Annotated in this window: 24 protein-coding genes; 12 read left to right on the top strand and 12 right to left on the bottom strand. The window is 63.9% G+C overall.

Annotated features, from left to right (window positions below; translation table 11 throughout):
• Positions 1-117: 117 nt before the first annotated feature.
• Entirely contained in the window at positions 118-984 is an 867-nt protein-coding gene (locus CCK88_RS12075; protein ID WP_086470661.1) for an aldose 1-epimerase family protein, read from the top strand.
• A 43-nt stretch (positions 985-1027) separates the two neighbouring features.
• On the opposite strand, the gene CCK88_RS12070 is transcribed toward CCK88_RS12075, so the two are convergent.
• Entirely contained in the window at positions 1028-2539 is a 1512-nt protein-coding gene (locus CCK88_RS12070) for a helicase HerA domain-containing protein (protein WP_425290623.1), read from the bottom strand.
• A 127-nt stretch (positions 2540-2666) separates the two neighbouring features.
• The gene (locus CCK88_RS12065; RefSeq protein WP_086470659.1) at positions 2667-3290 is read right to left on the bottom strand and encodes a class I SAM-dependent methyltransferase; all 624 of its coding nucleotides are present in this window, start codon (positions 3288-3290) and stop codon (positions 2667-2669) included.
• Between the two features lie 110 nt (positions 3291-3400).
• Between CCK88_RS12065 and CCK88_RS12060 the strand changes: the two genes are divergently transcribed.
• Positions 3401-4273, top strand: coding sequence for a LysR family transcriptional regulator (locus tag CCK88_RS12060; protein WP_086470658.1), 873 nt, complete (start codon positions 3401-3403; stop codon positions 4271-4273).
• A gap of 196 nt (positions 4274-4469) precedes the next feature.
• Here CCK88_RS12060 and CCK88_RS12055 read toward each other — a convergent pair whose 3' ends face one another.
• Both CCK88_RS12055 and CCK88_RS12050 read right to left on the bottom strand, forming a co-directional pair.
• On the bottom strand, positions 4470-7019 hold the full coding sequence (locus CCK88_RS12055) for an ABC transporter permease (protein ID WP_086470657.1): 2550 nt from the start codon (positions 7017-7019) through the stop codon (positions 4470-4472).
• Positions 7019-7735, bottom strand: coding sequence for an ABC transporter ATP-binding protein (locus CCK88_RS12050; RefSeq protein ID WP_086470656.1), 717 nt, complete (start codon positions 7733-7735; stop codon positions 7019-7021). The genes CCK88_RS12055 and CCK88_RS12050 overlap by 1 nt, the downstream gene beginning before the upstream one ends.
• A gap of 164 nt (positions 7736-7899) precedes the next feature.
• Here CCK88_RS12050 and CCK88_RS12045 point away from each other — a divergent pair, with 164 nt between their 5' ends.
• On the top strand, positions 7900-8430 hold the full coding sequence (locus tag CCK88_RS12045) for a heme-binding beta-barrel domain-containing protein (protein ID WP_170926449.1): 531 nt from the start codon (positions 7900-7902) through the stop codon (positions 8428-8430).
• 18 nt (positions 8431-8448) lie between these two features.
• A complete protein-coding gene (locus CCK88_RS12040; RefSeq protein ID WP_086470654.1) occupies positions 8449-8841 on the top strand; it encodes a GFA family protein in 393 nt (130 codons plus the stop codon).
• Between the two features lie 158 nt (positions 8842-8999).
• Here CCK88_RS12040 and CCK88_RS12035 read toward each other — a convergent pair whose 3' ends face one another.
• Complete coding sequence (locus CCK88_RS12035; protein ID WP_086470653.1) at positions 9000-10280, bottom strand: Gfo/Idh/MocA family protein; 1281 nt, start codon at positions 10278-10280, stop codon at positions 9000-9002.
• A gap of 217 nt (positions 10281-10497) precedes the next feature.
• On the opposite strand from CCK88_RS12035, the gene CCK88_RS12030 reads away from it, so the two are divergent.
• Positions 10498-11163, top strand: coding sequence for a GntR family transcriptional regulator (locus CCK88_RS12030; protein ID WP_170926448.1), 666 nt, complete (start codon positions 10498-10500; stop codon positions 11161-11163).
• A 97-nt stretch (positions 11164-11260) separates the two neighbouring features.
• A complete protein-coding gene (locus CCK88_RS12025) occupies positions 11261-12235 on the top strand; it encodes an aldo/keto reductase (protein ID WP_086470651.1) in 975 nt (324 codons plus the stop codon).
• A gap of 86 nt (positions 12236-12321) precedes the next feature.
• Here the strand turns inward: CCK88_RS12025 and CCK88_RS12020 are convergent, their stop codons facing one another.
• Together CCK88_RS12020 and CCK88_RS18895 are read right to left on the bottom strand one after the other, a co-directional pair.
• Positions 12322-12645, bottom strand: a complete 324-nt coding sequence (locus CCK88_RS12020) for a BrnA antitoxin family protein (protein ID WP_086470650.1) — start codon at positions 12643-12645, stop codon at positions 12322-12324.
• On the bottom strand, positions 12608-12883 hold the full coding sequence (locus CCK88_RS18895) for a BrnT family toxin (RefSeq protein WP_086470649.1): 276 nt from the start codon (positions 12881-12883) through the stop codon (positions 12608-12610). Before CCK88_RS18895 ends, CCK88_RS12020 begins: the two co-directional genes overlap by 38 nt.
• A gap of 133 nt (positions 12884-13016) precedes the next feature.
• Between CCK88_RS18895 and CCK88_RS12010 the strand changes: the two genes are divergently transcribed.
• Positions 13017-15923 carry an insulinase family protein gene (locus tag CCK88_RS12010; RefSeq protein WP_086470648.1) on the top strand — a complete coding sequence of 969 codons (2907 nt, stop codon included), beginning with the start codon at positions 13017-13019 and terminating at the stop codon, positions 15921-15923.
• Between the two features lie 77 nt (positions 15924-16000).
• Positions 16001-16588, top strand: a complete 588-nt coding sequence (locus CCK88_RS12005; RefSeq protein WP_086470647.1) for an exopolysaccharide biosynthesis protein — start codon at positions 16001-16003, stop codon at positions 16586-16588.
• On the opposite strand, the gene CCK88_RS12000 is transcribed toward CCK88_RS12005, so the two are convergent.
• On the bottom strand, positions 16585-17592 hold the full coding sequence (locus CCK88_RS12000) for an alpha/beta hydrolase (RefSeq protein ID WP_086470646.1): 1008 nt from the start codon (positions 17590-17592) through the stop codon (positions 16585-16587). The genes CCK88_RS12005 and CCK88_RS12000 overlap by 4 nt on opposite strands.
• Before the next feature lie 87 nt (positions 17593-17679).
• Here CCK88_RS12000 and CCK88_RS11995 point away from each other — a divergent pair, with 87 nt between their 5' ends.
• From CCK88_RS11995 to CCK88_RS18890, 3 genes are read left to right on the top strand one after another with little or no spacing between them, the layout of a single operon-like run.
• Positions 17680-18684 carry a ligase-associated DNA damage response exonuclease gene (locus CCK88_RS11995; protein ID WP_086470645.1) on the top strand — a complete coding sequence of 335 codons (1005 nt, stop codon included), beginning with the start codon at positions 17680-17682 and terminating at the stop codon, positions 18682-18684.
• A complete protein-coding gene (locus CCK88_RS11990) occupies positions 18681-20246 on the top strand; it encodes a cisplatin damage response ATP-dependent DNA ligase (protein ID WP_086470644.1) in 1566 nt (521 codons plus the stop codon). Before CCK88_RS11995 ends, CCK88_RS11990 begins: the two co-directional genes overlap by 4 nt.
• Before the next feature lie 60 nt (positions 20247-20306).
• Positions 20307-20618 carry a UvrB/UvrC motif-containing protein gene (locus tag CCK88_RS18890; RefSeq protein ID WP_086470935.1) on the top strand — a complete coding sequence of 104 codons (312 nt, stop codon included), beginning with the start codon at positions 20307-20309 and terminating at the stop codon, positions 20616-20618.
• Here CCK88_RS18890 and CCK88_RS11980 read toward each other — a convergent pair.
• From CCK88_RS11980 to CCK88_RS11965, 4 genes are read right to left on the bottom strand one after another with little or no spacing between them, the layout of a single operon-like run.
• The gene (locus CCK88_RS11980) at positions 20615-20869 is read right to left on the bottom strand and encodes a Txe/YoeB family addiction module toxin (protein WP_086470643.1); all 255 of its coding nucleotides are present in this window, start codon (positions 20867-20869) and stop codon (positions 20615-20617) included. The two genes, CCK88_RS18890 and CCK88_RS11980, sit on opposite strands and share 4 nt — an antisense overlap.
• Complete coding sequence (locus tag CCK88_RS11975; protein ID WP_086470642.1) at positions 20866-21123, bottom strand: type II toxin-antitoxin system Phd/YefM family antitoxin; 258 nt, start codon at positions 21121-21123, stop codon at positions 20866-20868. Before CCK88_RS11975 ends, CCK88_RS11980 begins: the two co-directional genes overlap by 4 nt.
• A 44-nt stretch (positions 21124-21167) precedes the next feature.
• Entirely contained in the window at positions 21168-21560 is a 393-nt protein-coding gene (locus tag CCK88_RS11970; protein WP_170926447.1) for a MerR family transcriptional regulator, read from the bottom strand.
• Positions 21557-23266 (bottom strand): long-chain-fatty-acid--CoA ligase, encoded by a 1710-nt coding sequence (locus CCK88_RS11965; RefSeq protein WP_170926446.1) that lies wholly within the window; start codon positions 23264-23266, stop codon positions 21557-21559. Before CCK88_RS11965 ends, CCK88_RS11970 begins: the two co-directional genes overlap by 4 nt.
• A 390-nt stretch (positions 23267-23656) precedes the next feature.
• On the opposite strand from CCK88_RS11965, the gene CCK88_RS11960 reads away from it, so the two are divergent.
• On the top strand, positions 23657-26122 hold the full coding sequence (locus CCK88_RS11960) for an acyl-CoA dehydrogenase (RefSeq protein ID WP_086470640.1): 2466 nt from the start codon (positions 23657-23659) through the stop codon (positions 26120-26122).
• The last annotated feature ends 54 nt before the right edge of the window (positions 26123-26176 follow it).

Below are 26176 nucleotides of genomic sequence, written 5' to 3'. Positions count from 1 at the left end.
CAAGAGGCGAGGCGAAAGCGCCTTATCGCCTTGTTCACCTGAGGCGTACTTAGGAGTTCTCCCAGTGAGGCGGAGTGGCTAGAGTGTGCGAACCCCAGCACAGGCCCGGAGCGGCGCATGCAACTGACCCGTATCGCCAATGACCAGATCACTGTCGATGTGGCAGCGCTCGGCGCAGAAATGCAGTCGATCCAGACCCGGGATGGCCGCCACTGGCTCTGGCATGGCGACGCGACCTACTGGACCGGGCGATCGCCAATCCTGTTTCCGATCGTGGGCAAGGCGCCCAACGACACGGTTAGCGTCGGAGGCGAGCGCTTCCAGATGAGCCAGCACGGCTTCGCGCGGCGCAGCAATTTCGATCTGGTCGTGGAGGAAAGCGATCGGTGCGTCTACCGGTTGACGGCTTCGGAAGCCAGCAAGGCGATGTATCCGTTCGACTTTCAGCTCGATATCGAGCATCGGGTCGAGGGCCGTGCCGTGGTGGTGAGTGCCGAAGTGCATAACCGCGACCATCGCATCATGCCGTTCGGCATCGGCTTTCACCCGGCCTTTGCATGGCCTCTCCCGGGTGCGGGGGGGCAAAGGCATTCGGTGGAGCTGGAGAACGGCGCCGAGCCGGCGCTGTACAGGCTCTCGGGCGGGCTGGTCCATCCCGAAGCGTTACCCTCGCCCTTTACCCACGGGCGTCTGGAGCTCAGCCACGACCTCTTTGCCCAGGACGCCATGCTGTTTCCCGACGGCGCGGGAGCGGGCCTGCGCTACGGGCCGGACAAGGGACCGAGCGTGCATTTCACCTGGGACAACCTGCCCAATTTCGCGCTGTGGTCGAAGTCCGTCGCGGGTTTTGTCTGCCTCGAGCCCTGGCATGGCACGGCGGCCGAAGTGGGTGGATCGGACGATCTGGCTGAACGGCCCTATTCCGAACTGCTCGGGCCGGGCGCCGTGAGCCGGTATGGTTTCCGGGCGGAATTGCGCGGATAGATCCGGATTTGCTCGCCCATCGCGTGCAGATGGTGTGGCGGGCTTACTCCGCGGCGCCACGTTCGGGCGCGAGGATGTCGGGGCCAGCCGGGTCTCCCGGCGCGGTTTCGGCGCCAAGATCGGGGAAGGCGGCGATGCGCTGGCCGCGGAAATCGGTGCGCAACACGATGAGACCGCGCTCCTCAAACCATGTCAGAAGTCGCCGGGCGCGGCTCGCCGAGTGGGTGCCGTACAGCCGCGCCAGGGTGGCGTCGGAGGGGCAGGACGCCCCGGTCAGCGCGGCCTGGGCGAGGACAAGGAAGACGCCCTGGACGTCATCGGTCAGCGTTTCGGACAGGGTCAGCGCCTGCTGCCAGCCGTCGGACGCTGCGGTTTCTTCGTCGGGCGCGACGCGCGCCACGGCAAGCAGCCGCTTGAAGGCGGGCAAGGCCGGGGGTTCTCCGGGCACCCGGCGGATGCGGCAGCGCACCAGGAAATCCTGGTAAAGCTGGGCTGTGTTGCGGAAGCCGGCATCGGGATCGCTCATCAGTTCGGCCATGACCGTGCGGATGGTTTCCTCGCGCTCGGCTTCGTCGATTTCCGGGAACAGCGTCGTCGGCTCAGGTTCGCGTTCGGCCCGCGCGCGGGCCACCTGAGCCAGGAGTTCATTGGTGGACGGGGGCGGGGGCGGCGGTGGGCGGCGCACGACGGGGCGCGTCAGCTCTTTCGGATCCTGGGTAAAGATGAGGTCGGCGGCATCGGCCGGAGCATCGGGGAGCGGGGTCAGCTTTGGGCTCGTCGAGCGGGCCGAGGTTTCGACCGCGCCGATGGTTATAGGCAGCGGACGGCGCGAAATGGCCGGGCCGAGGGCGACGAAATGGCCGCGAGCGAGATCGCGGAACTGTTCCGCCTGGCGACGATCCATGCCTAGGAGATCAGCGGCGCGCGCCATATCAATGTCAAGAAAAGTGCGTCCCATCAAGAAGTTAGAAGCTTCCGCCGCCACGTTCTTGGCCAGCTTGGCGAGGCGCTGGGTGGCGATGACGCCGGCGAGACCGCGCTTGCGGCCGCGGCACATGAGATTGGTCATGGCGCCGAGCGAGAGCTTGCGGGCCTCGTCGGACACTTCGCCGGCCGCGGCGGGCGCGAAGAGCTGGGCTTCGTCGACGACCACCAGAACCGGGTACCAGTAGTCGCGATCGGCATCGAACATGCCGCCGAGAAAGGCCGCGGCGGCGCGCATTTGTTGTTCTACATCAAGGCCTTCGAGGTTGAGGACGACCGATACGCGATGCTGGCGAACGCGCGCGGCGATGCGCGTGAGTTCGGCTTCGGTGCGGGTGGCATCGACGACGAGGTGGCCGAACTTGTCGGCAAGGGTCACGAAATCGCCCTCGGGATCGACGACGCATTGCTGCACCCACGGCGCGGACTGCTCAAGCAGGCGGCGCAGCAGGTGCGACTTGCCGGAGCCGGAATTTCCCTGCACCAACAAGCGCGTAGCCAGCAATTCCTCGAGATCCATATGGGCAGCGCCGTCCGTGCGGCTTTGTCCCATGTCGATGGCAACCTGCATCATTTCTCCGGCTGGATGCGTCACGTTTCCAGCGGAAGTCTGACGCACGAGGGCAATTTGCTAGCAGACTGTTAGCACGAAGCGTCACCGATTCGGATGCGATGCGGACACGCGGTCCACAAATTGATCATCCGGGCTTGCGCGCGACGATGAAGACGGCGGCGCCGGCCTTGGGCTGCCAGTCCTGTTCGATTGTGAAGCCGGCGCGGACCAGGTCGCTGCGCAATTCGGCGTGGCTCATGAACCCGATCTGGGGAAGCTTGCCCAATGCCCTCCCGATGGCCGCGACCGGGGTGAGGAGCTTGAGCGGCCCGCCGAGGCAGGCGGTGCTCGAGACGAACCGGCCGCCGGGCTTGAGCATGTCAAAGACGCGGGACAGGACGGCGTGACGGTCGCGCAGCAGATGGAGGATGGAGAGCCCGAGCACCACGTCATAGCTGGTGGCCGGGATCGTCATGGCGGTGATGTCGCCCTGTTCGAAGGTAACATTGGTGATGCCCGATGCATTGGCCTTGTCGCGGGCGATCTCGACCATCCGCGCTGAAAAGTCCACGCCGCGGACCGAGCGGACGTAGGGGGCGTGGGTGAGGGCGGTGCTGCCGGTGCCGCAGCCGAATTCGAAGATATCCATATCGGGCCCGAGCAGAGCGCGCGTGCGCTGGAGCTTGGTGCGATAGGCCGTTTCATCGGCAATGGGCTGGGCGGCATAGCGGTCCGCCAGACGGTCCCAGAACGCACTCATCTCAGCCATTTCGGCAGTCTCCTCGCAAGCAATGGATGGAGATTAGCGTCCCGCATATCGGAACGAAATTGAAGAAATTGGCAGGATCGTTATGCTTATATGCATAAAGGAGGGGACGCATGACGCCGGACTGGAACCAATTGCGGGCGCTGCTGGTGACGGTAGAAGCCGGATCGTTGTCGGCGGCGGCCAAGCGGCTCAATCTCACTCAGCCGACGCTGGGCCGGCAGGTGGCGGCACTGGAGGACACGCTCGGGCTCGTGCTGTTCGAGCGCGTCGGGCGACGTCTGGTGCTGACCGAGGCCGGACGGCAGCTGGTGGAACATCTCAAGACGATGGGCGAGGCGGCGGAGCGCGTCGCGCTGACCGCGACCGGGCAATCGCAGGCCATCGAGGGAACGGTGCGGCTCACGGTGGCCGATATCTATGCGGGATATGTGCTGCCGCCGATGCTGGAGCGGATCCGCCGGGAGGCGCCCGCCATCCGGATCGAAGTCCTGGCGACCGGGTCGATCAGCGATCTCCTGCGGCGCGAGGCGGATATCGCCATCCGCCATGTCCGGCCCGAACAGGACGGGCTGATTGCCCGGCGCTGCCGGGACACGTCCGGGCAGGTCTATGCGACGCCGGACCTGCTGGAGCGGATGGGGCACCCGAAAACCGGGCAGGACCTGGCGCGCGGTGACTTCATCGGGGCGCTGGAGGGCAATGCAGACTTCATCGTCGTAATGCGCGCGCGCGGGGTGCCGCTGACGGACGCCAATTTTCGTCTGGCAACGCAAAGCGGCCTGACGGGCTGGGAATGGGTGCGGCGCGGCATGGGTCTCGGCGGCATGGTGGAGGCGGTCGGGCGCGTGACCCCCGATGTGGTTGAGGCCCTTCCGGGGCTCGAGCCGATCCCTGTGCCGGTATGGCTGGTGACGCATCGGGAGCTCCATACCAGCCGGCGGATCCGGCTGGTCTTCGACCTCCTCGCCGAGGCGCTTTCGTGAGGAAGGGACGCGCTTTGGGCATATGTCACCACGGAGCCGGGCGGTGGGGCATTGCGCGGGTGGAAGATGGATTGCCGGGACGAGCCCGGCAATGACGCAGGAGGGGAGAGGCTCAGCTACCGTAATTCGACACCTATCCACGGATCCGCCCTTGGGGGTGATGCAAGGGCGGAGCGGTGGCGGTTGTCGGCGGGGGCTAGAGATCGCGCAGCAGGAGGGCGGGTCTGGTCGAGACGGCGCGCCAGATGGTCATGGCGCCCAGGGTGGCGGTGATGGCGATGGCGATGGCCAGCACCACGAAGACGATATCGAGCTGAACCGTGAACTCGACGGCCAGCATGAGGCCGCTGACGACGCGGCCGAGGCCGAGCCCAATCGCCAGCGCCGGGATTGCGGCGAGCAGCGCCAGGATCAGATATTGCAGGGCGGCGGTGGCGATAAGTTCGGAGCGGGTGGCGCCCAGCACCTTGGTGATGACCGCATCGGCCTCGCGCTGGCGGCGACCGGTAGCGAGGCTGCCTATGAGCACGAGCAGGCCGTTGCCGACGGCAAGGCTACCCACCAGGCTTGCCGCGAAGGACAGCTGGCCCAGCGCATCGGTGACTTGCTTGAGCGTGTCGCCCACTGAGATGAAGCGGATGTCGGGAAGCTCGGACGCCAGCAGCCGCCCGACGGCTTCCTCGTCGCCGGGAAGGGCCGTGACGGCCGCAAAGAGCGTGGTGGGATAGTTGTCGAGTACGCCGGGCGAGAAGGTGGCGAGGAAGTCGATGCCGCCTTGCCATGAGTAGTCGCGGAAACTGGCGACGGTGACTGTCACCGGCTCGCCGAAGATGGAAAAGGTCAGCGTGTCGCCAAGATCGACGCCGAGCCCGTTGCGGAGGCTCTGATGGAGGCTGACAAGACCGGGGCCGGCATAGTCCTCCGGCCACCATTCGCCCGCCGTGACCCGAGACGATGCGGGCAGCTGGGCGCGGAAGGTGAGCGGGACTTCTCCGGCGAGCAGGAAGGTCGCCTCGGGGCCGCGAGTGACGAGGTCCGCGGCGGGCGTGCCTTTCACATCGGCCAGCGTCCCGCGCAGCATGGGGGTCGAGACGAAGCGGCTGATGCCGTTGCCGCGGGCGGTCAGTTCGTCGAGCTGGACGACCTCGTCGGGGAAGAGGTCCGAGCCGACCAGGGTGGGGGCATCAAAGGCCGAGGCACCGAGGAATTCCTGCTGCAGGTTGGCCTGCATGACGAGGACGATGATCAGCATCGAAAGCGCCATCCCGGCCGAGACCGCGACAGTGGCCGCATTCTGACCGGCGCCTGCAATGTTGTGGATGGCATGGCGCCAGATGCGCGGCCCGGCTTCGGGGAGACGCCGGAGGCCGGCCTGGGCCAGGCGGATGAAGACCTGGAAGAGAATGGCGCCGAGCGCACTGGCCATGCCGAAGGCGAGAACCAATGCGGGATCGTCGGTCATCAGCCAGGCAAGGAAGAAGAAGGCCAGGATGGCGGCCAGCAGGGGCAGGACCTGCCAGGAGAGCAAAAGCGCAGGCCAATCGACCGGCGGCGCATCGAGACCCTTGGAGCGAAACAGCAGGACCGGCCGAATGGTCTGGGCTTGTTGCAGGGGCAGGTAGGCGAAGGCGAAGGCGGTGACAAGGCCGGTGCCCGCAGCCACCAGCAGAGGCTGAAGATGGATGGCAGGCGCCAGGGGGATGCCGACCGCTGCGCCGATGGAAGGCAGGATGAACCAGGCTACGCTGGCGCCGGCGACGAGGCCGATGCCCACGCCGACAAGGGCGAGGGCCGCGACCTGGGCCAGGAAGTGGATGAAAACGCGCGAGCGCCCTGCGCCGATGGAGCGCAAGACGGCAATGACGCTGGAGCGTTCGGCGATATAGGCGCGCATGCCGGTCCAGACGCTGACGCCGCCGATCAGCAGGGAGCCAAGGCCGACAATGACCAGGAAGCGCATGAACAGATCGTAGTAGCGCACCATCTGGCCCAGGCTGTCGCGCGCGGTGCGGAAGGTCCAGCCGCTGTCGGGGATGGTGTCGACCGCGGCCTGCAGCCCGGCGTCAACGTCGCGATCGGCAAGGAGAATCTTGTAGCGATACCAGGTGCCAAGACCGGGCAGAGGCGAAGTGCGGTCGCTGACGACGCCGAAGCCGTCGATGGAAATCAGCACGGGCATGCCCAGACGGAAGCCACGCACCGGGCCGTCGGGCAACTGGCCGAGCGTGCCGCGCACCACGAATTCGGTGCCGCCCAGGCCGAAGCTGTCGCCGATGGAGAGACCCAACTGGTCGAGCATGATGCCGTCCACGAGGGCGCCGGGGCGCTCTTCGGCATCGAGCGCCAGCAGATCGGCGAGGCTACGGTCGCCCTGGAGCTGGGGGCTGCGCACGCTGCCGAGCAGCGGATAGTTGCGCCCCACGGCGCTGACATCGGCGAAGGCCTCGTCCTCGAAGGTTTCAGCGCGCAGATTGGTGTCGACAGTCAGGACGACCTCGCCCAATACCTGCATGGCGGCCAGTTCATCCGGCGTCGCGAGGCGGTCGGCGCGCGACAGTTCGATATCGCCGCCCATGATTTCGGCTGCGCCGACTTCGACGGCCCGGGTGATGCTGGTGCCCACGGAGTTGACGCCGGCTATGAGGGCCGTGCCGACGGCAAGGCAGACGACGAGGAGCAGGAAGCGCCTCAGGTCGCCGCGCATGTCGAGCAGGCCGATGCGGGTGGCAGCCCAGAGCGAACGCATCAGCTCTCCACCGATGCGATCTTGCTGGTGGTTTCGGTGAACTGGCCCTGGGTCATGGTGTAGACGCGGTCCGCGCGCGCGGCGAGCGCCGGATCGTGGGTGATCAGCACGACTGCGGTATTGTTGCGCCGCGCCAGATCGAACATCAGGTTGACGACGATGGCACCGGTCTTCTGGTCCAGATTGCCGGTAGGCTCGTCGGCAAGCAGCAGGGGCAGGTTGGCGACAGTGGCGCGCGCGAGGCCGACGCGCTGCTGTTCGCCGCCCGACAGGGCGGTGGGCCGGTGATCGAGGCGATCGCCGAGGCCAACCGCGGCAAGGGCGGCAGCGGCCTTCTCGCGGATGGCGGCCATGGACAGATCCGGTTCGGCAATTTCGAGCGCCAGCCCGACATTGTCGAGAGCGGTCAGCGATGGAATGAGATGGAAGGACTGGAAGACGATGCCGAGCGTGTGACGGCGAAAGCGGGCCAGCTCATCCTCGTTCATGGCATTGAGATTGCTGCCATTGACGTTGACCGTGCCGCCGGTTGCCTTTTCGAGCCCGGCGAGGAGCATCAGCAAGGATGTCTTGCCGCTGCCCGACGGACCAACGATGGCAACGACTTCGGCGGGTTGGACACGCAGCGAGACCTTGCGCAGGATGTGGAGCGGACGCCCGGCAATCTGCAGGGAATAATCCACATCTCGCGCATCGATGATCGGCCCGGAAGTCATGAGCGCTGGTCCCCCCGCAAACCCCTCTATGGGGCACTATGCGTCCAAGGAGGTTCCTTATCCGTTAGTGGGTGCTCGATTCGTAACAATGCCGTCAATTGCTGGATATTTTTACTGGTGCCCGTAACCTGTTACTGGCAGAACTAGCCTGCGGGCGCGCTTTGATGGGGGAATACGTGAGGAAATTGCTGCGTGCGACCATGGTCGCTTTGGCGCTGTCGGGATCTGTTCTGGCTCCGGTGGCGAGCCATGCGGCAGGGGAGATCGACCTGCTCGATTCCTATATCGGTGACTGGCGCGGCGAAGGCGCACTGGTGGGCGGAGACCAGCCGGAGCCCTTCCGCTGCCGTCTCGGCGTGTCGCAGGGCAATCTCAACAAGATCAATTATACCGGCCGCTGTACGCTCGTGAACGCGACGCTCTCGATCAGCGGTACCATTGCCTATAACGAGGCCGAGCGGCGCTACGAGGCCGCGATGAGTTCGAATGCCGGCTATACGGGCCTGGCAATCGGTCGCCAGAGCGGGGGCAATATCAGCTTCGACCTGCGCGAACAGGCCAAGGATCGCGCCGGCAGCGACGTGCGCATCGGCGCGCGCATCCTGCTGGTCGGCGAGAGCATCACGGTGGACTTCGAAGTGGAGTTCAACAATTCGGGCGACGTGCTGACCGCGAGCGTGCCGTTCAGCCGCTGATTTTACCGGGAGCCGCCCATGCACAGAGGATCCTGCCTTTGCGGGGCGGTTTCATATTCGCTCGAGGGTCCGTTGCCGGAAGCGACGGCTTGCCATTGCAGCCTATGCCGCAAGGCCAGCGGCAATTACGAGGCCGGAGTCGACGTTCTCAAGACTGACGTGACGATCCACGGTGCGGAGGCAGTGCGCTGGTACCACTCATCGGATCAGGCGCGCCGCGGCTTTTGCGCGACCTGCGGGGCTCCGCTGTTTTTCGATTTTATTGGCGGAGAGCGGATCGGCCTCAATCTCGGAGCGTTCGATGGCCCGACCGGGATCAAGGTGACCGAGCATATCTTTGTCGCGGACAAGGGTGACTATTACGACATCTGCGACGGGCACCCGCAGTATCGAACGGTGCCGGGGGCGTAGGGCCCGAAGAATCCCACCTCGTTCAATGGCGCGGGCCGTGCTCGGGCGGCGCGGCAGTTTTGTGCGTTCGGATATCACGCGGGAGCAGCCCCACCTGGCCTCCCCCTGAAAAGGGGGAGGAGCCGCGCGGTGATCGGGGCGGGTATCCGCTGAAAACCCTAGAGCTTGACCAGCGTCTTCACATCAACGGGCAGGCCGGTCGCAAAACTCTTGTTGGCGGCGATGCCGGTGAGGATCGAAAGGGCGCCGTCGCGGTGGTTGGCGCCGTAGCCGGGACGCGGGGTGGCGTTGCCGAAGATTTCCTCGAGCATGATCTTGTCGCCGCCGCCGTGACCGCCTTCGCCATGCTTGACCGGGACCACGCGCGGCTCGCCGTGAAGCGGGAAATGGTAGAGTTTTACGCCCTTGGCGGCGCCCTCGGTTTCCGATCCGGCGCCGGCATTGATGTAGCTGTTTTCATGCACGGTGAGCTCGAGGCGACCGCCCGTGCCGTTGATGGCGACGTTGAACCCTTCCCAAGGCGCGTAGGCATAGAGCGAATAGGTCATCACCGCCTTGTTGCGGTAGCGCACGAGGACATTCATCGTGTCCTCGATGGAAATGCCATCGCCGAAGACGTTCTGGTCGCGCTGGTAGCCGTCTTCCTTTTCGCCGTCCCAGTAGAGGCCTTTCTGGACCGGGTTGTCGGTGAGATCGATGGCGAATGGATCGTCCTTGGCCGCCGCGACGCCGGTGGTGCGGGTATAGGGCGTAAAGACGCCCCGCTCCTCGGCATTGGCGCGGCCGTAGAACTTGAGGTCGCCCATGCCGAAGACGGTCTCGGGCTCGGTGCCGAGCCAGAAATTGACGAGGTCGAAATGGTGGGTGGACTTGTGGACCATGAGGCCGCCTGAATTGCGCTTGTCGCGGTGCCAGCGGCGGAAGTAGTCGGCGCCGTGGCGGGTATCGAGCAGCCATTCGAAATGGACGGACGTGACCTTACCGATGGCGCCTTCGGCGATCAGCTCGCGCAAGGCGGAATTGTGGGGGGCGTAGCGGTAGTTGAAGGTGACGCGGACCTGCTTGCCCGAGCGTTCGACGGCATCGAGGATGGCGCGGCACTTTTCGGGGTCGGTGGTCATCGGCTTTTCGGTGATGACGTCGCAGCCCGCTTCGAGCGCCGCGATAATGTAGTGATGGTGGGTGCGATCGATGGAGGTGACGATGACCGTGTCCGGCTTCTGCTCGGAGATCATGGTGGCAAAATCGGCAGCCTTGTAGGTGGGCACAGCCTTGCCCGAGAGTTCGCGCTCGATCACGCCATTGGTGAAGTCCATGCGCACCTGATTGGTGTCGCACAGGGCCACCAGCCGCGACTGTTCGCGATGCGGGCCCAGGATCGCCTCATAGAACATGCGGGCGCGACCCCCGGTCCCCACGAGCGCGTAGGTCTTGGTCATTGGCTTGTCTCCGGTCTCTCTGCGTGTTCCGTCCAGCGACCCGCGATGGAGTCGCGGAATTCATCTACCATACAAGATTGAGGAGTTGTACTGTTTGTTTGAGGCATCCGCGGCCGGACGAGGGCAGATAACTGTGGAAGACAGCAAACAGAGCGCGCAGCACTCGATCGGTTCGCTTCATGGTTCCGCGATGAACAGTGGCGGGAGCGGCACGAGGATGAGCGAAACGCTGGAAGGGACCATCGCCTTCCGCGTGGTGGTGGCGCTGCGCGACGATATCGTGAGCATGGCGCTCAAACCCGGCGACGTGATTTCGGAAAGCGATATCGCGGGGCGCTATGGCGTATCCCGCCAGCCGGTGCGCGAGGCGTTCATTCGGCTGGCGCAGCAGGGGCTGCTGCTGATCCGCCCGAAGCGCGCGACGGTAGTCAAGAAGATTTCGCCCGACGGGGTGCGCCAGAGCCGCTTCATCCGCGAGAGCATCGAGGTGGAAATCATCCGCCGGGTTGCCGCCAATCCAGGCCCTGACGTCAAGGATGTGCTCGAGCGGCTGATCGCCGACCAGGAGGCAGCGTCGGCCGCCAATGACAGCCGGCGCTTCCACAAGCAGGACGAACTGTTCCACCGCACGCTCGCCCGGCTGGCCGGGGTTGAATATGCCTGGCAGCTGATCGACGACCACAAGATGCAGCTCGACCGCGTGCGCTACCTGACGCTGGGTGTGTCCTCGAGCCAGCGCGCCATCGCCGAACACAAGCTGATCGCCGAGGCCGTGAGCCAGGGCGACACGGCGGGGGCGGAAGCGGCGATGCGCGCGCATCTGGGCCGGGCAGAAATGCTGCTCAGCCAGACGATCGAGGATTACCCCGACTTTTTCGAATAGGAGCGGGGCGCGACAAAGCAACGGGGGAGTGCGTCGCGACGGCCTTGTTCTCCTGCGGCGGCGCCAATAGGTTGCGCGAAACGGCAGGAGAGACGGCATGAAGACGCGGCGACTGGGCAAGACGGGTTTTGAGGTCAGCGAGATCGGCCTGGGCTGCTGGCAGCTGGGCGGCGATTTCGGCCCCGTCGGTGACGAGACGGCCGATGCCATCCTCACCCATGCGCTAAGTGCCGGGATCAGCTTCTGGGACACGGCCGACGTCTATGGCGGGGGGCTCAGCGAAAGCCGTATCGGCGGCCATGCCAAGGGGCCAAACGTGGTGGTGGCGACCAAGCTCGGTCGCTCAGCCGCGCTTTATCCCAACAAATACACCAAGCAGGCAGTGCGTGAGAGCCTCGCGGCATCGGCCAAGCGGCTGGGCGTGGCGTCGCTGGATCTGGCGCAGCTCCACTGCGTGCCGCCGGAAGTCTTGCGCGAAGGCGCCATTTTCGGGTGGATGGACGAGCTCCAGGCCGAGGGCCTGGTCAAGAACTGGGGTGCCAGCGTCGAGACCATCGAGGAAGGAATGATCTGCCTCGAGCAGCCGGGTTGCGCGACGCTGCAGATCATCTTCAACCTGCTGCGCCAGGATGCGGCGGAAAAACTGTTGCCCAAGGCCGCAGAAAAGGATGTCGGCATCATCGTGCGGCTGCCGCTGGCCAGCGGATTGCTGAGCGGCAAGTATGACAAGGACACCCGGTTCGCCGATAGCGATCACCGCAGCTACAATCGCGATGGGGCGGCCTTCTCGGTGGGCGAAACATTTTCCGGCATTCCCTTCGAGCGTGGCATCGAACTGGTACAGACGCTGAAAGGCTTTGCCCCCGAGGGCCTGCCGATGAGCCAATTCGCGCTGCGCTGGATCCTCGATCACCCGCAGGTGTCGACGGTGATCGCCGGTGTTTCCAAGCCGGAGCAGATCGCCGACAACGTCGCCGCGAGCGAGCGCAAGAGCCTGTTCCCGGCACTGATGAAGCAACTGGGCGAATGGTACGAAAAGAACGTGAAGCCGGAAATCCGCGGCGGGGTTTGAGGCGGGGTCACCCCCTCCCCAGCTGTGTTACGGCTGACGCCTAGCTGCGCTACCCTCCCCGCAAGGGAGAGGGTGGGGTAGGGAAATCAGCCGGTTTTGCGAGCGGGTTTTTCCTGGGGGGCAGGCGCTGCGGATTGCTTAGCCTTCTGCGCCTTCACATAGGCCTTGAGCACATCCTGCATGCGGGTGATATGGCCCTTGCCCTGGCTCTTGAAGAAGAAGAAGACTTCGGCGTCGAGCTTGAGGTGGACGGAGGTTTTCTGGTCCGTGTCGAAAAGGGCGGCGTTTTCCCAGAAGCTGTCGGGGAGGTCAGGCCCTTCGGGGGCGTTGGGGTCGTAGAAATAGTCACCCCGGTCACGCATTTCGCGCAACTCAGCCAGGGTATAGCGCTTGATGTTTTCCTCGGTCATCACGACCACCTCTCCAAGCCGATATCAGGCGGATGACGTCACCTCGACGCGTATGCACCACAACAAAGCAATCCTGGTCAACATAGCCAGTCGCACGGAACCGTTGTTCGCCATAGTCGCGGCGCAAGTCCGGCTCCAACACCATCGGGCCATCGAAAACGAAAACAGCGAGTCTGAAATCAACTCTATGTTTCGCAATATTCGAAAGGCGCTTCGTTTCATCCCATTCGAAATCCATGTGCCCCCCAACACATCGATCCAGTCCGTGTACACGAAAAGTGTACACTTTGTCAATCTGACGTGTGGTACTAGCCGTTCGGGTCCGGCACACCTAGGTTAGGGGCTCGACCAAAAAGAAGACGAGTCAAGAAATGTCCCACCCCGCTTTCGAGCTTGTTCGCGACGAGCATATTGCCGAGATCAATTCCCAGGCGCTGCTCTACAAGCACATCAAGACCGGGGCGGAGGTGTTGAGCCTCGTCAACGACGATGAGAACAAGGTCTTCGGGATCACGTTCAAGACGCCGCCGGAGGACTCCACCGGCATCGCGCATATCCTCGAACACTCGGTGCTGTGCGGATCACGCAAGTATCCGGTCAAGAAGCCCTTCGTGGAATTGCTCAAGGGGTCGATGCATACCTTCCTCAATGCCATGACCTATCCGGACAAGACGGCCTATCCGGTGGCGAGCCAGAACCTCAAGGACTTCTATAACCTGGTCGACGTCTACCTCGATGCGGTGTTGTTTCCGCTGATTTCGGAAGACACGTTCGAACAGGAGGGGTGGCATTACGAGCTGGAAAGTCCCGATGCGCCGCTGGTCTACAAGGGTGTCGTGTTCAACGAGATGAAGGGTGTTTATTCCTCGCCGGATTCGGTGATGCATACCCAGACGCAGAACGCGCTCTATCCGGATACGACCTATGGCAAGAGTTCGGGCGGCGATCCCAAGGCGATCCCCGATCTCACCTATGCGCAGTTCAAGCGCTTCCACGAAACCTACTATCACCCATCCAACGCCCGCGTGGTGTTCTCGGGGGACGATGCGCCGGAGCGGCGGCTCGATATCCTCGACGACTATTTCAACCAATTCGAGCGCATCGATCCCAAGTCGGAGGTCAAGCTGCAGCCGCGCTGGAACGCGCCGCGCACGGTCAAGGGCACTTATGCGGGCACGGTGGATCCGGAGAAGCGGCGGGACGGCATGGTGTCCGTCAACTGGATGCTCGATCCGCCCGAAACGCGCGAGGAAACACTCAGCTTCGGGCTCCTGAGCTACCTGCTGGCCGGGAACTCCGCCGCTCCGCTGCGCAAGAAGCTTACCGAAAGCGGACTGGGAGAAGGCATGATCGGCGGTGGGATTTCGACCCACCTGCGCCAGCCGATGGGCGGCTTCGGGCTCAAGGGTGTCGATCCCGATGATGCCGACAAGGTCGAAGCGCTGGTGCTCGACACGCTGGCGGAAATCGCCGACGCCGGATTTTCCGAAGAACAGCGTGCGGCGGCGATCAATACATTCGAATTCAATCTGCGCGAGCAGAATACCGGCTCTTATCCGCGCGGCATGACCTATATGTTCACCGCGCTTGGCGGGTGGCTGCATGGTGGAGACCCGCTTGAGCCTCTGGCCTTCGAAAGTGCATTGCAGAGCCTCAAGGACAAGGCAGCCAAGGGTCATTTCGAAGCAGAAATCCGGCGGCTGTTTCTCGACAATACGCACCGCCTGACCTCGACCCTCGAAGCCGATCCGGAACAGGGTGCGCGCGAAGCCAGAACCGAAGCCGACAAGCTCGCGGACGTGCGGGCGGGCCTCGACGAGAATGCGATCAAGGACGTGGTGGCGCGGACCGAACGGCTCAAGGCATTGCAGGAAAGCGTCGATCGTCCCGAGGACCTCGCCAAGATCCCGACGCTGACGCTTGATGATCTCGACCGCGACATCCGCACCATTCCCAGCCAGGAAAGCCGCATTGCCGGTGTGCGGATGCTGTCGCACGACCTGCCGACGCTGGGCATTCTCTACCTCGATCTCGGCTTCGACCTCCACGTTCTCGAGAAGGACCTGCTGCCCTACCTGCCGCTGTTCGGAAGAGCGCTGCTGCAGACGGGGACCAGCAAGGAAGACTTCGTATCGCTGACGCAGCGGATCGGCCGCACGACGGGGGGCATGGCGCAACATCGCGGCCTGGCTACGCGGACCGACGGAGAGGGCACTGCAGCCTGGTTTTTCCTGTCGGGCAAGTGTGTGCCCGACACGTTCGGCGACATGCTGACGATCATGCGCGACGTGCTGGTGGACGCGCAGCTTTCCAATCGCGACCGTTTCCGGCAGATGGCGCTGGAGGAGAAGGCGGGGTTCGAGGCGCGGCTCGTGCCATCGGGCAACGCCTTCGCCGATATGCGCATCAAATCCGGCCTGACCGAAGCAGGCTGGATTTCCGAACAGATGAGCGGGGTCACCTATCTGGGGTTCCTCAAGGACCTGATCAAGCGCATCGACAGCGACTGGAATGGCGTCGAAGCCACGCTCAGGCGCATCCGCGACCTGCTGATCAATCGCGAGCGGATGATCGTCAATCTTACCGCGGAGGCGTCGCTGTGGCCGGAAGCCAATGCGGCGCTGGAACAGCTGGTCACCCGGCTGCCGGACGGCAGGACCATGGACGCGGACTGGAGCGTGGACTTCACGCCGCGCAATGAAGGTCTCGTGATCCCGGCGCAGGTCAATTATGTGGGCAAGGGCGCCAATCTCAAGGCGATGGGCGTCGACTTGTCCGCAGCTTCCGCAGTGGCATTGCGGCTCCTGAACACCACCTATCTCTGGGACAAGGTGCGCGTGCAGGGTGGGGCCTATGGCGGATCAAGCCGGTTCGACTTGAGTTCAGGCAATTTTGCCTTCCTGAGCTATCGCGATCCGAACCTGTTGAAGACGCTGGATGCCTATGACGGTGCGGCCAAGGCGCTGCGGGCAGAGATCGGCGAAACCGACCTCGTGCGTTCGGTGATCGGGGTGGTGGGTGATCTCGACCGGCCCGAATTCCCCGATGCAAAGGGCTATTCCGCCATGTGGCGCATTCTCAACGGCACAAGCGATGCGGTGCGCCAGCAGCGGCGCGACGAGATCCTCGCCACCAGCCGCGCCGATTTTCTGGCTTTGGCCGACGCCATCGACCTCGTTGCTGCCAAGGGCCATGTCGTGGTGCTGGGCGGAGAAGCGGCCATCAATGCAGCCAATGAAAAGCACCCGGGACTGCTCGAGGTCAGCAAGGTCGTCTGAGGCCGAAGCGGACCTATCAGCCAGCGGAACGCGGATGATCGCAGCGGCGTTTGCCTGAGGAAAGGACGCCCGCGATCATGACCGACACACAAGAGGGAACCCTCGGCAAGCTTGTTCGGAAGGTCGAGGAGCGCGCCGATGCCGGTGAAAAGGTGTCCATCGGCCTGATCCGCGAAATTGCAGGGCAACGTGCAGCAGGACCCATGCTGCTATTGCCGGCGCTGATCGTCGTTTCGCCGCTGAGCATCATTCCGGGCCTGCCGACCATGGTCGGGCTCAACACCGTTCTGGTCGCTGCGCAGGTTGCGTTGGGCCGGGAGCAGGTGTGGCTGCCCAAATGGCTCACCGAGCGGTGCATTTCGGCCAAGCATGCCAAAAAGCTGCTGAAATTTCTTGGGCCCGTGAGCCGGGTGGCCGACGGCGTCGTCAAACCCAGGGCCAGCTTTCTGACCGGGGCGCTGATGCGGCGCACCGGTGCCGTGGTCTGCATCCTCGTGGGCTGCATCATGCCGCTGCTCGAATTCATCCCGTTCACCTCCACCTGGGCGGCGACGGTCATCGCGATCTATGCGTTGAGCATCACGGCGCGAGACGGGCTGCTTGCAGTCGCTTGGGCCGGGCTCGTCGCCGGGCTTGTGACGCTGGCCTGGACGTTTCTCGGCTAGCTTGCGAGGACTCCCGCCATCCAGGGCAGGCTGGCATCCATGCGGTAATCGATTCCGGAGTGATTGTCGGGGAACTCCTCGTAGCGGTGGGCGATGCCCTGGCGGTCGAGGTCCTTGTGGACCCGGCGGGTGCCGTAGAGGATGGCGTATTGGTCCTCGGTACCGCAATCGAGGAAGAAACCCTTGAGCTTGCCGATGTTGTGGGCGTGCGTCCTGACCATGACAGCCGGATCCCAGGCCAGCCAGTTGTTCCAGCGGTCCTCGATCACCTCGCAGGTATCGGATGTGACCGGCAGGCGCAGGCCGAGATAGTCGTCCGGCGCCGGATCGAAGCTGGCGGCCTGGCAGAGGAACATCAGGATATGGGTGTCCTTGCCATCGAGCTTGGGCTTGGCCTCGAAGGCTTTCATCCACTTCTCGATGGAGTTGTCGTGCTTTGCCAGTGCCCGTAGAACGTCGGGGAAACCGGCGAGGTAGAGGTTTTCAAAGCCCGCATCGCCCGAATGGCTGGCGGCGGCCGACCAGACGTCGGGACGGCGCATGGCGTGGACGAGAGCACCGAAGCCGCCCGAGGATTTGCCGAAGACGCCGCGCTTGCCCGCGCCGCCGCAGCCGAACCTGCTTTCGACGGCCGGGAGCACTTCATCGATGAGGAAGTCCTCGTAGTTTCCGAGGACGGGTGAATTGACATACTGGTTGCCGCCGAGGCGCGAGAAGCAATCGGGGAAGGCGACGGCCACAGGCGCCATCCTGCCCTCGCCGATCAGGCGATCGAGGCGCTCGGGGACGTTTTCGACGAAGCTTTTCCAGGCCGTATGCGCGGGTCCGCCAGCGGTGTAGCCGACGAGATCGACAAGGAGCGGCAGGTCGCGGCCATCGTGGCCGTGGGGTACGTAGACATCGACGAGGCGCGTTGTCGGATCGCCCAGCATGTTGCCGGCAAGAGTCTTGCTGTCGAGGGTGAGGCGATGGACGGTGCCGGCAGGGTGGGTGGTCTTGCGCATGTTGGTTCCTCTCTTGCCAGGTTTTGACGCACCCACATGGCATTCGCAAGGCGTGAACCGGAGTCTGGCGAGAGTCGTTGTGGCCACATGAACAAGCCGATCCTCAACCGCGATCTCTATGTCCCCGCGATCGATGCGTGGATCGACCCGAATACGCCCAAGCCGCGCGCCATCATCACCCACGGCCATGCCGACCACGCCCGCAGCGGGCATGGGGCGGTGCTGGCGACGCCGGAAACCGTCGCTATCATGAAGGTGCGCTACGGCGAAGATTGCGCTGGCTCGTTCCAGGCTCTGCCGATGGGTGAACGGCTGGTGATGGACAATGCCGTGGTGAGCCTCCATCCGGCCGGGCATATCCTGGGTTCGGCACAGGTGCTGATCGAGGCGGCGGGGCAGCGGGCGCTGGTGACGGGCGACTACAAGCGCCTGCCGGACCGGACGGCGGAGCCGTTCGAGGCGGTGGAGTGCGACCTCCTGGTGACCGAAGCGACGTTCGGGCTACCGGTGTTCCAGCACCCCGATCCCAAGGACGAGATCGCGCGACTGCTGAAATCGGTGTCGGACCAGCCCGAGCGGTGCCACCTCATCGGGTGTTATGCCCTTGGCAAGGCGCAAAGGGTGATTGCGCTGTTGCGCGACGCGGGGTGGGACAAGCCGATCTACCTCCATGGCGCGATGATCCGGCTCTGCGCGCTCTACGAGGAGCTGGGCGTGCCATTGGGTGAACTGATCTCCGCGACCGGCATGCCGAAGGCGGCGATGGCCGGCCAGATCGTCATCGCTCCGCCCTCGGCGATCAGGGACCGGTGGAGCCGGCGGTTTCCCGACCCTGTAGTGTGCCAGGCATCGGGCTGGATGAGCATCAAGCAGCGGGCCCGACAGGCGCTGGTGGAATTGCCGCTGGTGATTTCCGACCATTGCGACTGGCGCGAACTCAACCAGTCGATCCTCGAAAGCAGGGCAGGGACCGTCTGGGTCACGCATGGGCGGGAGGATGCGCTGGTGTATTGGTGCCGGCAGCAGGGGCTCGAGGCGGAGCCGCTGGCGCTGCCTGGGCTCGACGACGATGGCGGGGAGGGGGGCGAATGAAGCGGTTTGCGGACCTTCTCGAACTTTTGGCCCTGACGCCGTCGCGGACGCGAAAGATTGCAGCGCTGGCGCAGTATTTCGCCGAAGTGCCCGACCCGGACAGGGGGCTGGCGCTGGCGGTGCTGACGGGCGAACTCGATATCCGCAACGTCAAGCCAGCCCTGCTCAAGGAGACGGTGCTGGCGCAAGTGGACGAAACCCTCTTCGCACTGAGCTACGACTATGTGGGGGACCTGGGCGAAACGATCGCCCTGATCTGGCCGCATCACGGCGAGGGGGAATTGCCGCGCCTGAGCGAGGTGGTGTCGATTTTGAACACGACCAGCAAGGCCGAACTGCCGCGGGTGATCGGCGATATGCTGACGCAGGCGGCGATCCATGAACGTTGGGCGCTGATCAAGCTGGCGACCGGGGCGCTGCGTATCGGGGTCTCGGCGCGCCTCGCCAAGACGGCGCTGGCCGAAATGAGCGGCGTCGAGCTGCAGGCCATCGAGGAAGTGTGGCACGGGATCAAGCCGCCCTATGCGGAGCTTTTCGCGTGGCTCGAGGGCAAGGCGGCGCGGCCTGATATCGACCACACGGCGCGGTTTCACCCGCTCATGCTTTCGACGCCGATCGACGAGGCGGATTTCGAGAAGCTCGATCCCAAAGAGTTTTCGGCGGAGTGGAAATGGGACGGCATTCGCGTGCAGTTGGTGCTGGGCAAGGACGGTGCGTCACTGTTTTCGCGCACCGGTGACGATATTGTGGGCAGCTTTCCCGACGTGGTGGAAGCGGCGATGGGACGGGCGGTGCTCGATGGCGAATTGCTGGTCGGGCACGACTTCGATGCGCGCAGTTTCAATGACCTGCAGCAGCGCCTCAACCGCAAGGTCGCCCAAGGCAAGCAGATGGCCGAACTGCCCGGCTTCGTGCGGGTCTATGACATACTGTTCGATGGCGACGAGGATATCAGGGCGCTGACCTGGGAGGCTCGGCGGGCGCGGCTCGAGGCGTGGTTTGCCAAGAACCCGCAGACGCGCATGGATCTCTCGGACATCCTGCCCTTCAAGGACTGGGACGATCTGGCACGGCTGCGGCGGATGGGCGCCGACGAGCATGGTCATGAGGGCGTGATGATCAAACTTAGGACCTCGCCCTACGTGCCGGGACGTCCCAAGGGGTTCTGGTTCAAATGGAAGCGCGACCCCAACGTGGTGGACGCAGTGCTGATGTATGCGCAGCGCGGACACGGCAAGCGCAGTTCGTTCTATTCGGACTACACATTCGGCGTCTGGAAGGGCAATGAGATCGTGCCGATCGGCAAGGCCTATTTCGGGTTCACCGATGAGGAGCTCAAGCAGCTCGACCGCTGGATCCGCGCTAATACGATCCAGGCGTTCGGGCCGGTTCGCGAGGTCAAGAAGGAACTCGTGTTCGAGGTGGCGTTCGACTCGGCGCAAAAGAGCGGGCGGCACAAGTCCGGGGTGGCACTGCGGTTCCCGCGCATCAACCGGATACGATGGGACAAGCCGGCAGGCGAGGCCGCCCGGATCGAGGATATGGACGCGTTTGTGGGGTAGGCAACCCCACCCTGGCTTCCCCTGAACGGGGCGGGCGTATCGGCGAAAATGGAGAAAGCGATGTCATCGCGAAGCAATCATGCGCGGCTGGTTGCGCTGGAAAAGCAGATGGAAGAGGCGGCAGCCAATTTCGACTTCGAGAAGGCCGCGGCGTTGCGGGACGAAATCGCGCGGTGGAAGGGCGAGGATGCGGAGGCAACGGTGATCCTCGATGACGAGGGGAAGCCGGTGGAGGTGTCGGTGGGACAGGCGCCGCCGGGGCAGATCGGGTTGGGATCGAATGCGCCGCTCAGGCAACCGCCGAAAGACTGGGTAAAGCCGAAAAAGCCGCCGTCGCTGACGAAGAACCACAAGGGGCGCCGGGAGCGCTAATAGTGATGCCGACACTGCGCGATTTCCAGGCGATCGTCTGCCACCCGATAAACCAGCCGGTGTTCTTCAGAAATGCGGCGAGACCACCAGCCAGAGAACTCATGTTTCAATGCTTCCGGCTTGCCGCTGCCTTCACGAGGCGTACGCTGACATTCCCTGATAAGTGCATTCACTTTCCTGAGCATCTGCTTGTCGGTCGCTTGCCAATATAGGTAGTCTTCCCACCCCTTGGTCATAAAGGCGACAATCATTCTTCAAGCAGCTCGCGGGCTTTGCCTCCTCCGGCATTTGCTTCCCTGATCGCATCTCTTAGTCGCACTGCATTCGCTGGACTGCTCAGGAGATAAGCCGTTTCGTCCCACTCCCCGGCTTGCTCAAGAGGGATCACCAGTACCGGCTTTTTACCGCCGGTCCTGGTTACGATCAGTGGCTCGCCGCTATTGGTAACATGTTCGACGTCGGCTGCGATATTTTTGCGAAAATCAGAGATGGACTTTGCGCGCATGCGGGTTCTCCTTGTGAAAAATGTACAAAATTACGTACAAAAATTCAACCCGTCTTTTTCAGCCTTTCCTCGGCGAGGTGCTTGATTTCGCGCAGTTCGCTGATGGTGGTCTCGAGGTCGTCGCGCTGGCGTTCAAGCAGGGCAATGCGCTCGTCGACCTTTCCGGCGAGCAGGCTGACCTGCTGGGACCGGTCGGCATCGTAAAGGCTGAGGTAGTCTGAGATGTCGCGCAGGGTGAAGCCCAGGCGTTTTCCGCGCAGGATCAGGATCAGGCGGGCGCGGTCGCGCTTGCGGAAGATCCGGGTGGCGCCCACGCGCTCGGGAGCGAGCAGGCCCTTGGATTCGTAGAAGCGGATGGCGCGCGTGGAAATGCCGAACTCGCTGGCGAGATCGGCGATGGAGAAAAGGTCGCGCGTGTCGGCGTCTTGGCGGCTCAATTCGGCCTCGTATGGGTTTGCGCGTATTCCTCGCGCAGTTCCTTCTTGGAAAGCTTGCCGATCAAGGTCTTGGGCAGGGCGTCCTTGAAGATCACCTGCCTGGGCATTTCGATCTTGTTAAGCTTGTCGGTGAGGAACGACTTGAGTTCGGCTTCGGTGGCGCTCTTGCCGGCCTTGAGCTTGACGTAGGCCACCGGCGCCTCGCCGCGATATTCGTCGGGCACGCCGATGACATTGACCTCCTCGACGGCATCGTGGGTCATCATCGCTTCCTCGATGGTGCGCGGATAGACGTTGAAGCCCGAGCAGATGATGAGGTCCTTGATACGGTCCACGAGGAAGACATAGCCGTCCTCGTCCATGTGGCCGACGTCGCCGGTGCGTAGCCAGCCATCCATGAAGGCGTCGCGGCTCGCCTCGGGATTTTCATAGTAGCCGGGCATGACCTGCGGCCCCTTGACCTGGAGCTCGCCATTTTCACCGATGCCCACGACCTGCCCGGTGTCGACATCGACGAAGCGAATATCGGTGCCCGGCAACGGCAGGCCGATGGACATTGCCTTGGAGGGCTTGCGCAAGGCAGCGCAGCAGACGACCGGCGAGGCTTCAGTCAGACCATAGCCTTCGGCAAGGAGCGCTTTGGATTTCCCGGCGAAGGCGCCGCGAACTTCGTCAGGCAGGGCAGCGCCGCCCGAAATGGCCACTTCGAGGCTCGCGAGGTGTTCGGCCGTCGCGGAATCGGCGCGCGCGATGGCGTTGAGCAGCGTCGGCACGGCAGGCAGCACGTTGGCCTTGGTACGGGTCAGGAGGTTCAGCAGTGCCTTGAGCTCGAAGCGCGGCAGCATGACGACGCGCGTTCCGTTGCTGAGCGGCACGTTCATGCAGACGGTCATGGCAAAGATATGAAAGAATGGCAGGACGGCGACGACAGTGGAGCGCGGCAGAAAGAGCCCATCACCCCATTTGTCGATCTGGCTCATATTGGCCGAAATATTGGCGTGGGTGAGCAGGGCGCCCTTGGGGATGCCGGTGGTGCCGCCGGTATATTGCTGGACGGCAATGTCCGCCGTGGGGTCGATGGTGACAGGGGAGGGCGTGTCCTTGCGCGACAGCATCGCCTCGAACCCGGTGATGGCGGCGGCGTGAGCGGATTGGCCCAGCTTGGCGAGATCCTTGCGCTTGGCCACCGAGAAGAGGATCTTCTTGACCAGCGGCAGGGCGTTGGGGAAGTGCGCCACGATCAGCTTCTTGACGTGGCCGGCCTTGAGCAGGGCCTCTCCTTTTTCGAAAATCTGCTGAAGATCGAGGGTGACCATGACGTCGGCGCCTGCATTGGCGGTGATGTGGCCCAGTTCGGAAACGGTGTAGAGCGGATTGCAATTGACGACGGTGCCACCGGCGCGCAGCACGCCGAAATAGGCAATCGGGTAGAACGGGGTATTGGGCAGCATCAAGGCGACGCGCGTGCCCTTGGTGACGCCGAACTGGGACTGCAGTGCGCCGGCAAAGGCAACGATCTTCTCGGCCAGTTCGCCAAATGTCGTCGTGCCGCCCAGAAAGTCGAGCGCAACGGCGCCCGGATCCCTGGCACAGGCGGCGAGCACCTGCTCATGCACTGGCGTTGTGTCTATGGCGTCGTCCCACTTGATCCCTTCGGGATAGCTGGCGATCCATGGGCGAAGTCCGTCAGTAGCAGGCGTGTCCATGTGCATTCTCCTCCAAGTGCCCTGGGCGGGCAGGTGGTTTCCCTTGCGATGCTGGCGGGTCTTGTCGAACCGGGCGGATAGTCCCTGTCGCTCCGCATCGTGAGGAAAATATCACATGGCTTTACGTTAGCGTCAATTTGCTAGCGCAGCGGCGTGGTGGAACCGCAACGCGTCCGGGAGGTTCAATGACAGGTGGACCTATTGGGTCGCGTGTTGACGTATACGTAAACTGCGGTAAACTGGTCACTGCACATTCCGGGGCCGCACGCTATGGTGCCTCCGGGCAGGAGAGGCCGGGCCGATTCCAGACGGAAACGATCCGGCATTTGAAGAATGACGGGCACGGGCCCCTGGTTGCGGCTGGTGTCCTGTCCGAGGAGGATGAGGGCGATGATCCTGTTGCTGGTCGTAATCAGTCTTGTTGCGTTTGCCACCCTGGCCATGCGGGAAAGCCCGATGTGGCAGTGGGGTGCGGCGCTCGCAGCCATCGGCCTGTTGTCAGGGCTGGATTTCACGCAGACGGGGGCAGTCTACTCGCTCGGCTGGTTTGCCTGGGTGCTGGTGATCCTGGGCGTCGCCCTGCTGCTGCTTTCGGTCAAGCCGATCCGCATGGCGGTGCTGACCACGCCAGTCTATGGCGCAGTCAAATCCATTCTTCCCAAGGTCAGTCGCACCGAACAGGAGGCTCTGGACGCCGGCACGGTGGGCTGGGACGCGGAACTGTTTTCCGGGCGCCCGGACTGGGGCAAGCTGACCAAGATCCGACCGCTGACCCTGACGCCCGAAGAGCAGGCCTTCCTCGATGGACCCGCGGAACAAGCTGCGCGGATGATCGACGACTGGGATATCCGCCACAACCGGGCCGATCTCAGCCCCGAACTCTGGCAGTTCCTCAAGGAAAAGGGCTTCCTCGGCATGCTCATCGCCAAGGAGCATGGCGGGCTCGGCTTTTCGGCGCAGGCCCAGTCGATGATCGTTTCCAAGATCGCCAGCCGGTCGGTGGCGGCGGGCATCACCGTGATGGTGCCCAACTCCCTGGGACCGGGCGAACTGCTCGAGAAATACGGCACGCCAGAGCAGAAGCAGAAGTATCTTCACCGGCTGGCCAATGGCCAGGACGTGCCGTGTTTCGCGCTGACCGGCGTGCATTCGGGCTCCGACGCCGGCGGCATGCGAGACATCGGCATCGTCACCAAGGGCATGTATCAGGGCGAGGAAGTGCTGGGCGTGCGCCTGAGCTTCGACAAGCGCTATATCACGCTGGCGCCGATCGCCACGCTGGTGGGCCTTGCCTTCATTCTCAAGGATCCCGACAACCTGCTCGGCCGAGGCCAGGACATCGGCATCACGCTGGCGCTGATCCCGCGCGACCATCCGGGTCTCGATATCGGCCGCCGGCATTATCCGGCGCAGCAGGCGTTCATGAACGGTCCGGTGCGCGGCACCGACATGTTCGTGCCGATGGATTTCCTGATCGGCGGGCCCGCCTATGCCGGCCAGGGCTGGCGCATGCTGATGGAGTGCCTGGCGACCGGTCGCGCGATCTCGCTGCCGGCGATCGGAACGACCTCGATCAAGCAGACGCTGCGCGTGACCTCGGCCTATGCGCGCGTACGCCGCCAGTTCGGCATCCCCGTGGGCATCATGGAAGGCGTGGCCGAGCCGCTGGGCGAGATGATCAAGCGTGCCTACATGTTCGAGGCGACCCGCCGGCTGACCGCATCGATGGTCGACGAGGGGCAACGCCCCGCAGTGATCGCGGGCCTGCTCAAATACACGACGACGGAAGCCATGCGCGACAGCATGGACGATGCCTTCGATATCCAGGGCGGCCGCGCCATCCAGGACGGGCCGGCCAATTACCTGTTCGGCGCCTACCAGTCGATGCCGGTGGCGATCACGGTCGAAGGCGCCAACATCCTCACGCGGACGCTGATGACCTTCGCGCAGGGTGTGCTGCGTGCGCACCCCTATCTGCTCAGGGAAGTCCAGGCGGCGCAGAACAAGGATCGCAAGGCCGGGCTCGACGCCTTCGACAGCGCCTTTGGCGGGCATACCAAGTTCATGCTGCGCAATATCGTGGCGAGTTTCCTCCATGGCGTCAGTAACGGGGCGTTCGCCTCGTCGCCGAACCAGGGCGCCATGGCGCGGTGGTATCGCCGGTTGCATCGCTACAGCCAGGATTTCGCCCTCGTGGCGGACTGGACCACGGTGGTGCTGGGCGGTGCGCTCAAGCGCAAGCAGAAGCTTTCGGGACGCCTTGCCGACATCCTGGGCGATCTCTACCTGATGTCGGCCACGCTCAAGCGTTATGAGGAAGAGGGTTCGATCGCGGAGGATCGCGAGCTGGTCGAGGCCATCATGCGCGACCGGATCGCCTCGCTCGAGGCCAAGTTCGACGAGGTGTTCGCGAACTTCCCCAATCCCGTCTTCGCCAACGCCATGCGGTTCCTCTGCTTCCCGCTGGGGCGCCACGCAAAGCGGGCTTCGGACCGCGTCAACTATCGGTTCGTGCGCGCCGTGCTGCGGCCGGGTGCGTTCCGCGACCGGTTGACCACAGGCATCTATGTGTCCAACGATCCGCAGGACATTACCGGTGTTCTGGAAGATGCGTTCATCAAGGTGACGGAAGCGGAAGAAATCGAAGCCAAGTTCGTCAAGGCTTCGCGCAAGGGCGTCATCGAGAGGCGGCTCGACCGGGATGCCATCGACGATGCGGTTGCAGCGGGCGTGCTGAACGGTAACGAGGCCGGGATCATGCGCGCTGCCGACGACGCCACGAACAAGGCGGTCAATGTCGACGATTTCGAGCCCGATGCGTTCAGGAAAGTGCCCGAGCGACAGGCAGCGGAATAAAGAGGCCCTGGGTCAGGCCCGAGGGCGGAGCGGTGGGTGTTGTGGCACCCGGAA

The sequence above is a fragment of the Devosia lucknowensis genome, assembly GCF_900177655.1.
GTDB classification, from domain to species: domain Bacteria; phylum Pseudomonadota; class Alphaproteobacteria; order Rhizobiales; family Devosiaceae; genus Devosia; species Devosia lucknowensis.
This window is presented reverse-complemented; position numbering and strand designations above follow the sequence as displayed.

Coding starts and splice junctions, on each gene's coding strand:
- CCK88_RS12075 (WP_086470661.1), top strand. CDS start 118: ATGCAACTGACCCGTATCGCCAATGACCAGATCACTGTCGATGTGGCA.
- CCK88_RS12070 (WP_425290623.1), bottom strand. CDS start 2,539: ATGCAGGTTGCCATCGACATGGGACAAAGCCGCACGGACGGCGCTGCC.
- CCK88_RS12065 (WP_086470659.1), bottom strand. CDS start 3,290: ATGGCTGAGATGAGTGCGTTCTGGGACCGTCTGGCGGACCGCTATGCC.
- CCK88_RS12060 (WP_086470658.1), top strand. CDS start 3,401: ATGACGCCGGACTGGAACCAATTGCGGGCGCTGCTGGTGACGGTAGAA.
- CCK88_RS12055 (WP_086470657.1), bottom strand. CDS start 7,019: ATGCGTTCGCTCTGGGCTGCCACCCGCATCGGCCTGCTCGACATGCGC.
- CCK88_RS12050 (WP_086470656.1), bottom strand. CDS start 7,735: ATGACTTCCGGGCCGATCATCGATGCGCGAGATGTGGATTATTCCCTG.
- CCK88_RS12045 (WP_170926449.1), top strand. CDS start 7,900: ATGGGGGAATACGTGAGGAAATTGCTGCGTGCGACCATGGTCGCTTTG.
- CCK88_RS12040 (WP_086470654.1), top strand. CDS start 8,449: ATGCACAGAGGATCCTGCCTTTGCGGGGCGGTTTCATATTCGCTCGAG.
- CCK88_RS12035 (WP_086470653.1), bottom strand. CDS start 10,280: ATGACCAAGACCTACGCGCTCGTGGGGACCGGGGGTCGCGCCCGCATG.
- CCK88_RS12030 (WP_170926448.1), top strand. CDS start 10,498: ATGAGCGAAACGCTGGAAGGGACCATCGCCTTCCGCGTGGTGGTGGCG.
- CCK88_RS12025 (WP_086470651.1), top strand. CDS start 11,261: ATGAAGACGCGGCGACTGGGCAAGACGGGTTTTGAGGTCAGCGAGATC.
- CCK88_RS12020 (WP_086470650.1), bottom strand. CDS start 12,645: ATGACCGAGGAAAACATCAAGCGCTATACCCTGGCTGAGTTGCGCGAA.
- CCK88_RS18895 (WP_086470649.1), bottom strand. CDS start 12,883: ATGGATTTCGAATGGGATGAAACGAAGCGCCTTTCGAATATTGCGAAA.
- CCK88_RS12010 (WP_086470648.1), top strand. CDS start 13,017: ATGTCCCACCCCGCTTTCGAGCTTGTTCGCGACGAGCATATTGCCGAG.
- CCK88_RS12005 (WP_086470647.1), top strand. CDS start 16,001: ATGACCGACACACAAGAGGGAACCCTCGGCAAGCTTGTTCGGAAGGTC.
- CCK88_RS12000 (WP_086470646.1), bottom strand. CDS start 17,592: ATGCGCAAGACCACCCACCCTGCCGGCACCGTCCATCGCCTCACCCTC.
- CCK88_RS11995 (WP_086470645.1), top strand. CDS start 17,680: ATGAACAAGCCGATCCTCAACCGCGATCTCTATGTCCCCGCGATCGAT.
- CCK88_RS11990 (WP_086470644.1), top strand. CDS start 18,681: ATGAAGCGGTTTGCGGACCTTCTCGAACTTTTGGCCCTGACGCCGTCG.
- CCK88_RS18890 (WP_086470935.1), top strand. CDS start 20,307: ATGTCATCGCGAAGCAATCATGCGCGGCTGGTTGCGCTGGAAAAGCAG.
- CCK88_RS11980 (WP_086470643.1), bottom strand. CDS start 20,869: ATGATTGTCGCCTTTATGACCAAGGGGTGGGAAGACTACCTATATTGG.
- CCK88_RS11975 (WP_086470642.1), bottom strand. CDS start 21,123: ATGCGCGCAAAGTCCATCTCTGATTTTCGCAAAAATATCGCAGCCGAC.
- CCK88_RS11965 (WP_170926446.1), bottom strand. CDS start 23,266: ATGGACACGCCTGCTACTGACGGACTTCGCCCATGGATCGCCAGCTAT.
- CCK88_RS11960 (WP_086470640.1), top strand. CDS start 23,657: ATGATCCTGTTGCTGGTCGTAATCAGTCTTGTTGCGTTTGCCACCCTG.